This window comes from Rhodococcus sp. WB1, from assembly GCF_001700945.1.
Lineage (GTDB): Bacteria > Actinomycetota > Actinomycetes > Mycobacteriales > Mycobacteriaceae > Rhodococcus > Rhodococcus aetherivorans.
Window position 1 is genome coordinate 1 of the sequence record NZ_CP015530.1, and the last position, 15,349, is coordinate 15,349.

Here is a 15,349-nt window from a genome sequence, read left to right on the forward strand (position 1 = left end):
CGCCGAAGTTGGGCGTCGGACCTGAGTTAGGACATTTCGCTTAGTACCCCGCTTCGAACCCGAGGCGAGACAGAATTTCCTGGTCGGCGGCCGGGATCTGCGGCGGGAAGTCCTGGACGGCGGCGTTGATCGCGATCGTCGAGGTCCGCAGCGGCCGCAGTTGTTTGACCACTCGTGCGATCGCGACACCGGTCCGGTCCTGAACACAGCGCGCGACTGCCAATGCCGCGAACACGATGGTCAGGTGTGCTTCGATCGCGTCGCGGGTGCGGTGGAACATCGGCCGTGCCCGCAGATCGGTCTTCGACATCCGAAACGACTGCTCGACATGCCAGAGATCGTGGTACTTGCCGATCACCTCACCCGGTTCCATCAGCGTGACCGGAATGTTGGTCACGTATCCCTTCAGGCCGACGAGGGACCGGGCCCTGCCCAGGGCGGCATCATCGAGTTGCTGACCGGCCGTGGTGGTCTTGACGAACCGAGTGGCCTTGGCTTTCTTCGTGCCGTCGACGACCGCCTTCGCCCGCGCTTCCTGCGCATTGAGGGTTTGGTTGTCGCGCACGGCGCGTTTGCGGGTGTACTGCCAGATCGCCCGCCACGAGGTGGGGTGCCGCACCGGATCCCAGACCGGTTCGGCTCGTCTCTTCACGGTGTTGACGACACTGCGTGCGTGCCGGGGTGTGACGGTGTCGATGATCTGCCCGTCGGTGAACACATCGCCGTGCCAATGGAAATGAGATGTCAGATCGCCCGGGGCTTTCGTGACGCGGGATCCGACGATGAACTTCAGGCCCGCCTCGTCGAGCGCGGTCAGGTTCGAGGCGGAGAGCATGCCGGCGTCGGCGGCGATGACCATCTCCACACCGTCGATGCCGTGGCGGGTCTGGAACTGGCGCACGATCGGGATCAGGGTGTGGGTTTCGGCCTTGTTGCCCTCGAAACAACCGATCTCCAAGGGGAAGCCGGTTCGATCGACGAGCAGGTAGGAGTCGACCAAGGGCGCGGTGTCCGCCTCGCGGCGGGTCCGTTTCCCTTGGCCGCTCCTCCAAACCTGGCGTGCCGGTTTCCCGGCACCAGGCTTTCCCCGAGGACAGATCGGGCGATGGTAGCCAGGTCAGGCGGTCCAGGGGGTGGGGATTCGATTGCCTCGGTAGGCGTGCCGCTGGATGCGGACGCGTGACGGATGGTCGAGTAGATACCCCGAAGCGGTCGGCCACCACGGGTGAGCGTGGTAGTACGTCCGCTTGATCCACCGGGCATTCTGCTGCCGGTGCTTCGCTCGCAGCCAGCGCCACGTCCGCCACCAGAGGTAGCTGTCGATGTCGCTGAATGCGCGCTTTGATGCTCCGGTGCGGAAATAGTTCGCCCAGCCACGGGTGATCCGGTTGAGCTCGAGGATCACCACCATCGGGTCACGGTCGGTGATCTGCTGATCGGTGATCGCCTTGACCTTTCCCTTGACCGAGGCCATGGCCTTCTGCGAGGGATAGCTGTAGACGTATCTCCGGTCGCTTCCCCATTGGGTGTGCCGCTGGATGCGGAACCCGAGGAAGTCGAATCCCTGGTCGATGTGGACGGCGTGGGTCTTGGCCAGCGACAACCGCAGCCCCATGGTCGACAGCACCGTCTCGACCTCCTCGCGCAGAGCGTGGAGGTGGGAGTCGGTGCCGTGGACCAGCACGACGAAGTCGTCCGCGTACCGGACAAGGCGATAAGACCCCTCGCCCTGCTTGCGGCGCCACGATCGTGCCGAGGCCGTGGTGCCTTGCGCGGCCCGCTTCGCATCGAAATGCTCATCGAGCACCGACAAGGCGATGTTGGCCAAAAGTGGCGAGAGGATCCCGCCCTGCGGCGTTCCCGCTGGGGTGTCTCGGACGAACCCGCCCTCGGTGAGTACCCCCGCTTTCAGGAACGCTCTCACCAGCGCCACGATCCGCTTGTCCTTGATGCGGGACCGCACCCTGCCCAGCAGAGCAGAGTGCGAGATCTCGTCGAAACAAGCATGGATGTCGCCCTCGAACACCCGCACGTACCCGTTGTGCGCGTGCATGCGGATGTCCTCGATGGCGTCGTGGGCGCGGCGTCCAGGTCGGAAACCGTAGCTCGACGAGGAAAACCCCGCCTCGAAAATCGGCTCCAGCACGAGCTTCAGTGCGGCCTGGACCACACGGTCAGCGACCGTGGGGATGCCCAGGGCCCGCAGCTTTCCGCCCGCCTTCGGGATCATCGCCCGCCGCACCGGAACCGGGGCGAACTGCCCGGACCGGACCCGCTCGCGCAGATCGGCCAGGAACTCCTCCACCCCGCCGGGCAGCGCTTCGACCACCGACGTGGTGCGCCCGTCGATCCCCGCGCTACGCGCTCCGGTGTTGTTCCGGACCCGCATCCAGGCGGTGAGCATGAATGCCGGGTCGGTGACCAGGTTGAACACATCATCGAACCGGCGGCCGAGGTCGGCCACCGCCCATCTGTGCAGTTTGGTTTGAATCCCCACTACCCGGTCGGCAGCCTCCGCGGGAGTGCCTTCCCAGGCGCCGATGTTCACCGGCGCATCTTGTGGCATGACCGTATCCATTCTGCGTTCCTCGCTGTGGCCCTTCCCCATGTAGACGGCTCTCCCGTCCTCGGAGTACTACGGCCACTCCGCCCCACGTCGGCCCGTTCAGCGGGCAGTGCGCCTCGCCCGTCCAGCACCTGGCCGGCACCGTCACGGGCCGGGCCGACGTGGTTCCCATGTTCACTGTGTCTCGGTCGTCGAGTTAGGCACCCAGCTCAGCCCCGACGGTCCCTGTCCGGCACGCAGATACGCCGGACAGGCTGCCCGGGCGGCCGGCTACCGCCCGGACGGGAGCAGCACCTATCGGTTGAGCACCGCCCGCACCGTGATACCGGCCCATATCCACCAGATTTGAGCCGGCTGATCGTAACGAGGGATCGCACACTGGTTTCTTGCGTATACCTTCTCGACTCGCTCGCCGGACCCGCACCATCTGGCAGTGCTGGCACGTCCCGACTTTGTCAGGGCCGCTTGCCACCCGATCCGCAACACTCCCGCGCGGATCAGGCTGCCCTCAGCTTCTACCCACCTCCTGCGACAGACAGGCGAGGGAGGTCTTGCACCTCCCCCCGAACACACAGCGCCTCATGGCGCACTCCCACCACGATCTGTGGATCGACCCGCCGCTCCTTGCTGTAGCCGACTTTGCGGAGGTCGTCTTCCTTCTCGGCTTCGAAGTACAAGGTCGTCACATCGAATAGCAACAACCCCAACCCGCCGGTGGCGGCGGCGTGTTCGAAGCATCGGTGGGCGATCCGATCCCGGTAGTCACCGGTGAGGATCTGCGCGAGGTGGCGTTGAATGGTTTTGTACGACACGGTGTCCGCACCGAGATCGTCGAGGACACGCAGGGCATCGATCTTCGAGGTCGGTTCGACGATGCGTGCGATCACCAGATCCTTGAACACCGCATCGTCGAGGACGTCGAAGCCGAGCCGGTCGTAGACCGAGGCGAGTACGTCGTAGAGCAGCCGGGCGGTGGTGCGCACGGTCCGGCCCGGGCCGGCAACCTCCCGACCCGCCGTGGGCGGCGACACGGATAGCTGTCCGGTGCGCCAGTCGGCAACGTCGGCGATCTGCTCGACCGGTGACGGTACGTCGAGCTCGAGCATGCCCTGGTTACCGTGCAGGAGGTTGCGGGCTCTTTCGAGAAGGATGCCCAGCTCGACGTCGGTGTGCGCGGATCCGACGTGCGCGATGATCTCGTGCCGGCCCCGATGTTTGCGCACGAGCTGCACCGCGACCGCGCCGGATGCGGTGCGCACTTTCCGCACGAATGCCACCGCCCGAATGCCACCGCCCGAACCTACCCGCTTAGTGTCCCGATCGGCTTTCGCGGGATCACGAAGGCGCAGGTGACGAGCCTGCCGAGCTTTCTACCCGCCAGTAATGTCCTAACTCAGGATGCCCTGACTGGGAGACTGCCCGATGTCCTGTTGCTCCTCGACCTCGACCTCGACCTCGACGAGATCGACAGACCACGATGATTGTCCGCCAGTGAGCTTCGCGCCGAAGTTGGGCGTCGGACAGTCTTTCCGTGCCGAGACCGCGAGATGGTCATGGTCATGGGACAAACAATCCGCGGCAGCCGCTCGGGACAGTGGAGTGCCATTGCGTCACAGGCGAACGAAAAAGCATCTGACCATCAGGTTTGCAGTCGCACGGCTTCATCCGCTAGCCTTTAGGACGTAAGCCCCAGGGACTTCCGCTACCGCAAGGTAGGCCGCCCCCTGGGGCAAAACGCTTTTTTGGGGAGGGTGTGTGGAGCCGGAGGACCTGCCGCTCGAGTCGCTTATCTCCATCGCCCGGTATGCCAAGTATCGCGCTGCCGCACGAGGCGACCATGCGAAAGCGTCCCGTCTATACATCTGGAACACACATCTGTCTGCTGCTTACTGGCCTGCTATCGCAATGGTGGAAGTGGCGATCCGCAATGCTTTGAACGCGCAGCTCTGCATGAAGATCGGCTGCACTCCCCAAACGGGCTGGCACGTTGATGCGCTGTCGGATCGACCAAGGATCCACCTGCTTGACCGAGAGCTCGACAAGCTCAAAAAATCTCTACTTAGCTTCGATCGGAAGCACAATCACGACTCCGGTCAGCGGCAGATAGAACCTACTGGTGACGATGTCATCGGGGGGACGAGTCTGGGCCTGTGGGTCGCCTTGTGCGGTGAAGGCGCGCCCAAGCTCGACCCTTGTTACAACTACCACCGCAATCTTTGGCGGCCGACACTCCACAAGGCATTTCCCGGCTATGAGGGTGCCCGGATACAGGACAAACCGGGTCCGATCCGTGATGCACTTCGTGAATTCGAGCGGCTTCGCAACCGCATTGCCCACCACGAGCCGATCTACATGTTCAAGCACAATTACCAGGTCGAGAACATTTTCAGGCTCGCAGGCTGGTTGGACAACTCCCTTGCCAGGTTTCTTCGCAAGAACGACCAGGTAACTCCGGTGCTGAACGACTACGCCAGGGCCGTGGCGAAGGAAGAAGAAGCTGTAGCTCGCAGTTAGCAGTGGCATTGGCCGGCTGGGTGTGCGCCGCCGGGATCGGGGGATGCCGGCCCACCGTACCCGGCGGCGTTGATCGTCGGATTGCGGAACCCGAACGCGATCCGACTATCGTGCTTGACGATCCGGCCCAAAGCCCTCGCTGCGCGCGTTGGTCAGCCCTGTCCAGCAATCCACGATTCCCGGTCTTCCTATCTCAGCGAGTAAGCCTCCGGAGCTGGACGACTACGACACCTATCGGCCCGATCGATTCAGTCCGTTTCGAACCCAGCTTGGTCGAATTTGAGAACGGTGGCATTCTCGCTGACCGTGCGGATCTTGTTCTCGTCGAATCCGTTCGGTGTGGTGGCGGTGATCTCGACCCGAACTTCCAGGTGGACACCGTCGGCGGCGGCGAGGTGTTGGATGATCTCGTTGGTGATCTTGTTGAAGTCGCGGGCGTAGAAGTCCGGGTGCAGGGCGGTGGACCCGAAGAATCGGGTTTTCGCTGCCGGAACGGCCTCCTCCGTTTCACTGCAGCTACCAGTGTGTGTGGCCGTGGCGGTCTGGACCGCTGCACCAGAGTTTGGTGAAGGCTCCTCGTCGCCTGCACCAGAGTCACTCTCGTGTTGAGATGCGCTCTCGCGCTGGGCTGCCTCGTACTCGGCTAGTTCGCGGTCGCGTTGCGCCTCGGCACGATCAGGGTGGACCAGCAGCAGCGCGTCGGTGATCTGCGGCACGCTCGCCTGCTCGGACGGCAGCACCAGTCCGAGATAGTTCTCTCCGTCCCAGTCCACAGCCAGGGCGAAGCCGGTCTGCTGCCAGAACATCTCGCGGGATACCGACTGCACCCCGTCTTCGAGGACGGTGCGATCGCGCAGCCTCGCCAGGTACGGGTAGGTGGTGTAGTAGTCCCACAACTGGCCGAAGCTGATGTGTCCTTCGCGGTCCCATGCGGCCTTGAGGGTGCCGGACAGGTCGTGGCGGATCAGGCCGGCGCTGCGCTGCAGGGTCAGCAGCGATTCGTTGCGCAACTTCGCGGCGGCGCGGGCGGCCAGATCGGTGGTGGTGCCATCGGCCTTGAACGCTTCGATCTCGAGGGGCTTGGTGGCATCACGCTGGGTGGGAGCGAGCACCCAGTGATAGGTCTGCAGCAACCGGTCGGCGACGGCCTGGTTGTGGGTGGCGACCCGGTCGACGGCCTGCTGGCGTTGCGCGGCAGTGAGGTTCAGGTCCTTGTCGGCGTTGTCGCGGATGTAGAACCAGGCCAGAAAGTCCCGGACCGCGCTGTCGAGTTCGGCCCAGCGGGCGTCGTCGGCGGCGAGGAAGGCGACCATGTTGCGGTGGGTGCGGGCGGCGCTGCCGCGGTGTTCGGTGACGTCTCTCGCCCAGATCGCCGCCGGGGAGTCGGCCTTGGCCTTGCGATTGTGCAGATGCGCGGGCGGCACGATCACCAGCCGCACCTCCGGCACGTCCGGCACATCCGCCGACGAGTCGGGGGCGACATGCACACCGGCGAATCCGTCCGAAGTGGTCTTGCGGTGCTCTTGCAGCCGGCGCACGACCTCGGCCCACACGTCTTCCTTGTGGAGGCGTTCGGCGTGGTCGCGGGCGGTGCGGGTGGTGTTGGCCTGAGTGTCGTACCAGTACAGCGACCCCGAGTTGTAGAAGTAGGTAGCGGTATTGGCCAGGTGGTTCAGCGCCGAATGGAAGTTGCCCGGGATATCCCCCGGCAGCGCGGTGCCGAGGAAGATCCGCTGCTTGTCCAGGCCCTTGTGCGCGGACGTCAGCGTCGGGGTGGCGCCCATGAACACGCTGCGGGCCAGACGTTGGGTGGTCAGGCGTTGGCCGAGCAGCTGGTTGGTGTTGTCGACCTGGGCGGGGGCGGAGTTGGGTCCGTCGACGTCGGTGTCGATCAGGGCCTTCCACTGATCGTCGAGGTACTGGGTCAGTTCAGTGACGACCTTGTCGGCACGCAGCGGGATCGAGCCGGGCATGATCAGTGGGGCGGTGTCGTTCTCGCGCCAGAGCTGACCGACGATGACGTTCATCAACCGCAGCACACCGCGGGTGCGCTGGAACCGTTCGAGGGTGGACCAGTCCTGATAGAGCCGGTCGAACAGTTCCGGGTGGATCGGATAGGAACGGCGGATGCGTTCTTCGTAGTCGAGTTCGCGGACCTCGCGGGGAAAGTCGCTGCTGTTCTTGACGTAGAACGCCACCATCGTCTTGGCGGTGGCGTTGATCTTTGCCAGGGCGGTGCTGTCCGGAGTTTCGAACAACCGGCGCCGGACGATGTGGAAGCTTTCCTCGGCGTTGGCGGCGCGCCACTGCTCGGCGACCCGGCCGACGGCCTTGCGCAGCATCTTCAATGCTTCGCGGCCGTTCTGCCCACCGACTTCTTCCTCGTCGCCGACGTACTCGCCGTCCTTCATCTCCGCCGACGCGGGAATGGAGATCAGCACCAAAGTGCCGGGAACGGCCTTGGCCGCCTCCGTGAGGGCTTGGGCGAAGGTGAACTGCGCATCGAAGGTGCCGTCGGGCAGCTCCTCGTGGCCGAACAACAGGCGCGCGTAGGCGACCCATTCGTCAATAAGGATCACCGATGGGCCGAACCGCAGGAACAGCTCGCGCAGTGCTTCACCGCTGGGATTGAGCCGATTGGTGTCGGATTCGGCGACCATCGCATAGCCTTCGGCGCCGCCGAGATGCCAGGCCAACAGTCCACCGATCGTGTTGATGCGGGTGCCATCGGGCATCACCTTTACCGCACCGGCCTTGATCTGGGTGCCTACCAGTGCCACCCGTCGGGCAGCGGGCAGTTCGGTACCGGCGAGCAGGTCCTGCACTTCCTGCGGATAGTCCACCAGCGGCCGGCCGGACGCCAGATGCCACACCGCCAGCATGGAGTGGGTCTTTCCGCCACCGAAGTTGGTCTGCAGGTTGATGATCGGGGCCGCGTTGGGGTCGCCGGACAGGCGCCGCATCGCGGGGACGAGCAGATCCTTCAAGCCTTCGGTCAGATAGGTGCGGGCGAAGAACTCCACCGGATCGGTGTATTCGGGGTCGCCTTCGCCGCGGGAGACCATCGCCAGGTCGGCGGCGAATTCGGCGGCGTGGAAGTTGCCGCTCTGCACATCCTGATGCGGGCTGAGCACCAGCCGCCACGGTTCGAGACCCTCGGCGCCGATCTCCGCCGCCGCGGAGGTCTTGACGACCTTACGGTCCTGCTTCTCCGAGCTCAGACGCATCAGCTCGATCCGCGAGCGTCGAGCCTCATCGGCCTGGTCCGGGGCCCCGATTGCCCGCAGGAACCGCTCGGCGGTATCGAGGGCCCGGTACGCATCGTCGGCGGTGAACGATCCGTTGTGCGCCCAGGTGTTGCGCACATCTTTGAGTTCCGTCGCCCAGGACTGCTCCGTGCGGGAGAGATGATCGGTGAACGGATACCAGCCTTTCTGGATCTGGTTGGGGATCTGTTCGGTGATCATCCGCAGCCCGTTTTGCGGGTCGGTGCGCACATAGGTCTTCGACGCGCCGGCGCCCTTGGTCTTGTCCCGGGCCGCCAGTAGCGCCGTCCAGTCCCCATCGTCCAGTTTCTTGGCCAGCACGTAGGTGTGGAACTCGTCCAGCGCGGGTCCGAGAAGCTCGAAGATCCGACCGATCCGGTCGCGGTTGCTCACAGCCATGACAAGGTTCCTTCTAGGTGCCCAGCATCAGCTGGGTCGAGGCGGTGCGGGACTCGGCGACGATGTCGTTCCACGCGGTACCGAGTGAGTTGAACTCCACCGCAATCTGAGTTCGCTTGATGTCCTCTGCGATGGTGAACAGCAGGAACGCCAGCTCCTTGCACAAGTCTCGATCAACCGACTCCGGCACTCGGGACAACAATGCCGCGGCTGCCGGCACACCCTTTTCGGTCAAAGCCCGCGACAGATGCATCACCACCTCCCACGTGCTGATGTGCGGGTCGGTGGCCGGGTCGTACTCTTTGTCTGCGTAGAGCTCTCCCAGCGCAGCTGGGGAAAGCAACTCGACCTTTCCTGCGCGGCTGGTGAGGATGCCAGACCGTTCCAGATGATCGAGAGAGGCGTTGCGGGCCCGAGCCATATTGTCGGCATCACCGAACGTGCCGGTGTCGAACCCGTGTTGACGGAACCACGCGATCGCGAAGCGCGTGTCCGGATCGAAGTCACCTTCCTGCTCCACGAGGACCTCATCGAGAATTTCGTTGATCCGAGCTAACGCCGTTCGCACCGTCATCTTCGACCCATCATCGGTGAGAACCCCCGAGAAGCGGGAAAACACTGCCATGCCGGGACCGATGGCTGCTTGAGGTAAGTCGACCGGCGCAATTGCGCCTTGCTGCAGCTCGCGCAGTGCATCCGGCAGCTCGTCCTTGAGGGCGCGAATGAATCCACGACGATCGATGGTCGGCGCGTTGTTCTCACGTGGCCTCAGCGCAAGAACAATGGACGATGCAAGCGTATTTGAGTCAAAGCTTCGCATCCGGTTCCCGAGTTCGCTACGCATAGGCCATGTGGCAGTGATGGTCCATCCGGAACGGACCATCCCCTCCAAGAGGGTTTCCCAGCCGGTAGATACTTGACCACTCTCGTCAGCATTCTGCTGTTTGAATGCATAATAAACGGCAATCGGGAAATTCGGTAATGCGGACTTACGCGCCCTCGAAAAGACTTCCAGAAAGCCTTCCTCGAAGAATTTTTGGGCTTCTTCTTTCCCGCCATGTCTATAATAATTAGCGACAAGCTCGCCCGTTTTAGGGACAAGTATCGATCCCATCAATTCTGGGTATATTGAGCGCAGTGAGCGGCGCAACCATACATAAAAAAAGTCAGCAAGATCCGCATAAGGAACGTTATCGTAATAGGGGGGATCTGTAGAAATAAGCGCAGGACGTTGAACGGAAATTTTTGCCTCAGATTGATCAGACGTTCCCGCAACGCCAGGCAACACTCGGTCAAGGACCCGACTGACCCATAGCAGGTCCTCCGCATAGTCTCCACCAGAGCCTCCCCAGGGGTTAGACTCGGAAAAATCCCAACTCATTGGTAGGGCTTGTCGGGCAAAAACGCTACGCACAGCCTCCATCTTGGTACTAGAATCCCAGGAGCATATAGACGAAGACTTGTTAGTCATACGGCTAATCGCGAAACCAAGATATGTTGCTATAGAGTCTGCGTACGCTGCCGCCCCCATTCCGCCGGATTCAATTGAAGCGCCCTGCATCATCCCCGCCGATTGAGCATCAGAAACGACACGGGCATGAACCTCACCTATAAGGTCACTAAATGTCGTCAAGGCAATAAGCTGGCGGTCGGTAAATAAGTCAGGGAATTCAACCATTCCATATCTTGGGGTTCCCATGTACTGCGGATGTGTGGATAGTTCGCCGTCCGGGACGTTCGCGGGGCGAACCACCTGTGCAGCCGCTTCATGCTCTGGAGTGGGCTCCAGATAGATCCGCCTTCGCAAGCCTTCCGCCACTGTAGCCATAAGTTGAGCGCCCATTCGGCCGGCATGAGCCTCCGCCCGCACGTACTTAAGGTCAACAGCTGCACCACATCCGATACATACCGCGCCCGACCGTTTTACAGTCCCGTCATTGTCCTTAGTCGGAGCCTTCTTCGGATCGTGCCCGATGGTAAACCTAACCGTCCCGTCGACGACGGTTGGCACGATGTAAGCCTCCTTACCCTTCTTCTTCCCCAACCACCATTTGCTGGTCAGTGGCATCGCGATACCGCACGCAGGGTTAGGGCAGGTGACGGTGCGGGCCCAAATCCATGCAATGACGGTGGCTTCGGTACCGTCCGGCAACTTCGCTTTCGGGTACAATTTGCCGATGCGCTTTTTCGCTTCGTCCCGCATCCAAAGTCCATAGCGGCGAACATCTTCAGCGAGTCCGGTCACCCGCGGCCAGGCAGTGATCTGCGCATCCGCAGCACCCGGGAACACTGGAGGCAGTCCAGCAAACTTAGGGGGAATCTCGATCAGGGCTTTGTTGATAAGCACCGCAACCGGATTCAGATCCGACGCGTGAGCTTCTAGGCCGAGACGTTGGGCCTCTAGCGGGATCGAACCACCTCCCGCGAACGGGTCGAGGATCGGTGGGGGATTGCCGTCGGTGGAGGCCAGGATCTCCTCGTGAGCTCTACGCAGGAGGTTCTCGTCGCCCGTGTTTTCCCACACCACCAATTGTTCGATGATCTCGTGCAGACGTTTACGTTCCTTAGTAATTGCCTCCTCGGTAGGAAATCGGTCAGGAAACGAGGACGGATCGTCGACGAGCTGCGCGAACAGGACGGCGCGAGCGGCGGCGAGGGGCTTGCGCGACCACCACAGGTGCAGTGTGGAGGGGTGACCGTGGCGGATGGACTTCTCACGGGCCGATTCGGCATTGATCTTCTCGAGCGGCAGCGCGACCTCGATGAGCTTGCGACGGGGAACAGCGGTGGTGTCGGCGGTCACGAGGTGGTCCTTTTCTACGTACATCGGTGCGGCGGAAGCGTGGTTAGGGGAAACAGTAGTGGCCGGTCGTGCCGGGATTCGGCAGCGGTGCCCGGTCAGATCAGCACGGGGAGGTGCTAGGAGGGTGGTCCGCCTTTCGCCCAGGTTTTGGCCCAGTGCAGGCGTACCTCGGTGGCGGCGAGGTCGCCGAGGTCGATACGCCGGAACGGTTCGTGCACGTACCGCAGCTGGTCGTGGTCGGGGCCGTGGTCGCTGACCGAGACCATGGCCAGGCGGTGGCGGTCGGGAACGTTCTTGCCGTAGAGGACTTCGTTGAACGTGACGGTGAAGTCCTCGGCGCCTTCGATGCGGCCTTTGACCTCGATGAACACGTAGTGCCCGTCCTGCGGGTCGAGGGAGCGGATGTCGTAGCCCTTGTTGTTGTGCGGCATCTCCTCCGGAATCCGCCCCAAAGCACGTTCGGCAGCTAGGACCTTGTCGACGGCGCGGCGTTCGATCCGGGCGGTGTCCTTCGCGTGCTGAGCGGGAGCACCGGGCAGCATCCCGGCGGGGATGACCAGCACCGCGCCGGCGATCTGCGGGGGTTTGGCGGCCAGGCGGGACTGCAGGTCGAGTTCGGTGGTGCGGGCCGTGAGGCGGGCTTCGAGGTCGCGGGCGCGGGCCTCGAGCCGGTCGGGGCTGTGCCGGGGTTTGGCGTGCCGGCCCTGGGTACGTGTGGCCAGGACGTCGCGCAGGCGGGCGGCTTCGCTGTCGAGATAGTTGATCTGCTGGGTGAGGCGTTTGTGCACGGCGCTGCGGGTCTTGTCCAGCAGCGGCAGGACGCGGTCTTTCACCTGGGCGAGATGCTCGGGTTGGCCGTGGGTGATGGCCCAGGTGGCGGCGAGTTGCTCGACTCCGCCGGCGAGCCAGCTGTGGCCGATGACCTCATCGGCCATGGTGCGTGCCTCGACGGGAAGGGGCTGCAGGTCCAGATACGGCGCCGGCCCGCACAAGGTGGCCGTTCCCTCGGGGGTGGGGGTGATGAAGTCGAAGCGTTTGGACACCACCACGCCGGTGCCGTCGCTGATCTCGCCGGTCACGGCCACGATCAACCGGGGGTGCTCGGCCGGGTCGTGCGGGTCGAACAGCACGGTGCCGGTTTCCAGCGCCTGCTGGTGGGTTTCGATGGTGGCGTCGAGGACGGTGTCGAGCAGCGGGTGGCCGGGGGCGAGGAGTTCGGCGCGTGGTGCGGTGGGCTCGCCCAGGTCGATGCGGTCGGGATCGAAGGTGACCCGCTGATAGCGGGAGACGATCGGCACTGCTGAGCCGGGGCGTTGCCGGGCCCGCACAGTCGCGGGGACGTGGGTGATTTCGAACCGTCCGGCTTCCCGGCGAGGCAGTCGGCCTCCGAGGCGGGGGAAGGCGTCGTGGAAGAACGCGGCGATGTAGTGCGGTTGCAGCCGGCGGGCGCGGGCTTCGTCCATCTCGCGGCGGAGCCGGTCGAGTTCGTGCGGAGCCAGGGCTTCGTGGGCCAGGGCGCGTTCGTCGAGCAGGGTGTCCAGGCCGCGGGAGACTTCGGTGTCGACGACCTGGTCTAGGGCGGCCAGGCGGGCTGGGTCGTCGCCGTAGCGGATCGCGTCGAGCAGCAAGGTGCGTAGCGGTCGGTCGGTGAAGGCGTCGCCGAGGACGTCGAACAGGCGGCCGCCGTAGGCGCGGCGCTGGGTTTCCATCTTCTCGAGCAGCCGGGTGAACACATGCCCTTCGCGGGTGCCGTCGGCGACGAGATTCCACAGTCGGCAGGTGTGGCGTTGGCCGATGCGGTGGATCCGGCCGAAGCGCTGCTCGAGCCGGTTGGGGTTCCACGGCAGGTCATAGTTGATCATCAGGTGGGCGGCCTGCAGGTTCAGCCCTTCCCCGGCGGCATCGGTGGCGATGAGCACCTGAGTGTCGGGGTTGTGGGTGAACTGCTCGCGGATGGCACGGCGGTCTTCGCGGCGGGTGCCGCCGTGGATGGTGACCACCGCATCTTCGCGGCCGAGAATGTTGCGGATCTGGGCGGTCAGATAGTCCAGGGTGTCGCGGTGTTCGGTGAACACGATCAGCTTGCGCGGTGCACCCTGGGCGTCGAGCAGCAGATTCCGATCCAGCAGCAACGAGCGCAGTTCGGCCCATTTGCGGTCCTCCCCGGAGTCGCGGACCTGCTCGGCGAGAGCGACGAGCACCCCGAGGCGGGTGATTTCGATGTCGAGTTCGGCGACGGTCTGCGCCGCGGTGGCGGCATCGACGACCTGCTCTTCCATCTCTTCGCGTTCGCCGGCGTCGTACTCGTCCGGATCGTCGAAGTCGAACCCGGTCAGGGCGAGATCGTCGACCCGACTCGTCGGGGTGGGGGTGAGCAGGTCACGGCGTTTGGCGCCGAGGCGTTCGCGGCGGCGTTGCAGCGACCGGACGATCGCATGCGGGGAGGACGCCAGGCGTCGTTGCAGCACGGTCAGGGCGAAGCCAACGGTGCGAGCGCGGGGGTTGTCGGCGCCGAGGCGGTCGGCGCGGTTCATCTCCTCACGGACGTAGCGGGTGACCTCGTCGTAGAGCTGGCGTTCGCCGTCGGAGAGGGTGTACGGCACGGTCTCGGCGATGCGCTCGGGGAACAGCGGGGTGCCGTCGAAGGTGAGCAGCTCCTCCTTGACCATGCGGCGCATCAGCCCGGAGGTGTCGGTGGTGTGCGCTCCGGAGCGGTATTCGCCTTCGAACCGGTCCGGGTCGAGCAGTGCCATGAACGCCTGGAAGCTGGTTTCGTTGCCGTTGTGCGGGGTGGCGGTCATCAGCAGCAGGTGCCGGGTGATCTGCCCGAGACGCTGTCCGAGCTGGTAGCGGCGGGTGACGTCGAGTTCGCCGCCGTACCAGGTCGCCGACATCCGGTGCGCCTCATCGACGACCACCAGATCCCACTCGCTGGTATCGAGCAAGGCGAGCAGATCGTCGTTGCGGGCGAGCTGGTCCATCCGGGCGATCAGCAGCGGATAGCGTTCGAAGGGATTCGCGTCCGGGCTCGAGGCGATCATCTCGCGCGAGAGCAGCTGCGCGTCGATGCCGAACTTGGTGGCCAGCTCGTCCTGCCACTGCTCGACCAGCGAACCGGGAGCGACAATCAACATGCGGGTCAGGTCCCCGCGCAGCATCAGTTCTTTCGCGTAGAGCCCGGCCATGATCGTCTTGCCGGCGCCGGGGTCGTCGGCGAGGACGAACCGTAACGGGGTGCGGGGCAGCAGTTCGCCGTAGACGGCACGGATCTGGTGCGGCAAGGGATCGACCGCGCTGGACGAGACCGCCACCATCGGATCGTGCAGACCGGCCATGCGAATACGCAGCGCCTCGGCGGCGAGCCGGAACTCGGCCGGATCCGCATCGAACGACCACCGGGCCTGCGGTGTCTCGATCCGCAGACGTTCCTCATCGGTCCGGTAGAGCAACTGTTGGCCGAGACCGCCGGCGGTGTCTTTGAAGGTCACGGTTACCGCGTCCGGGCCGTGCCGATCGACATCGACGAGGGTCACGGGACCTGTGTGCACACCGCGAAGTACCTGGCCGCGGTCGAGATCCTCGAGCCGCACCGGCACCCCCTCCGGTGATGATCCCGACACTGTCAGCACTCCTTCCCACCCCTGCGGCGTCGTTGCCGTACACGTGTGATCGTTCGCCGCACGAAGAATGTCACAGCATCTTCGACAGCGAGCAGCTTGCAGGTGGGCACAGGAAGTTCCAGAGGAATGTGCTGTGGAGGCAGCTGTGACCGTCAGAATGCTCGATTGCGTGGAGGGTCGG

General features: G+C 64.1%; 6 protein-coding genes and 2 pseudogenes. 2 read left to right on the forward strand and 6 right to left on the reverse strand.

Annotated features, from left to right (window positions below; genetic code table 11):
• Nucleotides 1–40 precede the first annotated feature (40 nt).
• The 3 genes and pseudogenes from A4U64_RS26615 to A4U64_RS26625 all read right to left on the reverse strand — a co-directional run.
• Nucleotides 41–1,021: pseudogene (locus A4U64_RS26615) on the reverse strand (IS1634 family transposase); the annotation flags it as partial.
• A 96-nt stretch (nucleotides 1,022–1,117) separates the two neighbouring features.
• The gene (gene ltrA / locus A4U64_RS26620; protein WP_232334221.1) at nucleotides 1,118–2,578 is read right to left on the reverse strand and encodes a group II intron reverse transcriptase/maturase; all 1,461 of its coding nucleotides are present in this window, start codon (nucleotides 2,576–2,578) and stop codon (nucleotides 1,118–1,120) included.
• 575 nt (nucleotides 2,579–3,153) lie between these two features.
• Nucleotides 3,154–3,798 (reverse strand): annotated as a pseudogene (locus A4U64_RS26625) (IS1634 family transposase); the annotation flags it as partial.
• Here A4U64_RS26625 and A4U64_RS28360 point away from each other — a divergent pair.
• Together A4U64_RS28360 and A4U64_RS27975 are read left to right on the forward strand one after the other, a co-directional pair.
• Nucleotides 3,685–4,047, forward strand: coding sequence for a hypothetical protein (locus A4U64_RS28360; protein WP_157127626.1), 363 nt, complete (start codon nucleotides 3,685–3,687; stop codon nucleotides 4,045–4,047). The pseudogene A4U64_RS26625 and the gene A4U64_RS28360 overlap by 114 nt on opposite strands.
• 274 nt (nucleotides 4,048–4,321) lie before the next feature.
• On the forward strand, nucleotides 4,322–5,080 hold the full coding sequence (locus A4U64_RS27975) for an Abi family protein (protein ID WP_084648734.1): 759 nt from the start codon (nucleotides 4,322–4,324) through the stop codon (nucleotides 5,078–5,080).
• A gap of 248 nt (nucleotides 5,081–5,328) precedes the next feature.
• Here the strand turns inward: A4U64_RS27975 and A4U64_RS26630 are convergent, their stop codons facing one another.
• From A4U64_RS26630 to A4U64_RS26640, 3 genes are all read right to left on the reverse strand, one after another.
• The gene (locus A4U64_RS26630) at nucleotides 5,329–8,745 is read right to left on the reverse strand and encodes a Swt1 family HEPN domain-containing protein (protein WP_065923600.1); all 3,417 of its coding nucleotides are present in this window, start codon (nucleotides 8,743–8,745) and stop codon (nucleotides 5,329–5,331) included.
• Between the two features lie 13 nt (nucleotides 8,746–8,758).
• Nucleotides 8,759–11,572 (reverse strand): DUF1156 domain-containing protein, encoded by a 2,814-nt coding sequence (locus A4U64_RS26635; protein ID WP_065923601.1) that lies wholly within the window; start codon nucleotides 11,570–11,572, stop codon nucleotides 8,759–8,761.
• Nucleotides 11,573–11,664: 92 nt separating this feature from the next.
• Nucleotides 11,665–15,138, reverse strand: coding sequence for a helicase-related protein (locus A4U64_RS26640; RefSeq protein WP_065923735.1), 3,474 nt, complete (start codon nucleotides 15,136–15,138; stop codon nucleotides 11,665–11,667).
• Nucleotides 15,139–15,349 lie beyond the last annotated feature (211 nt).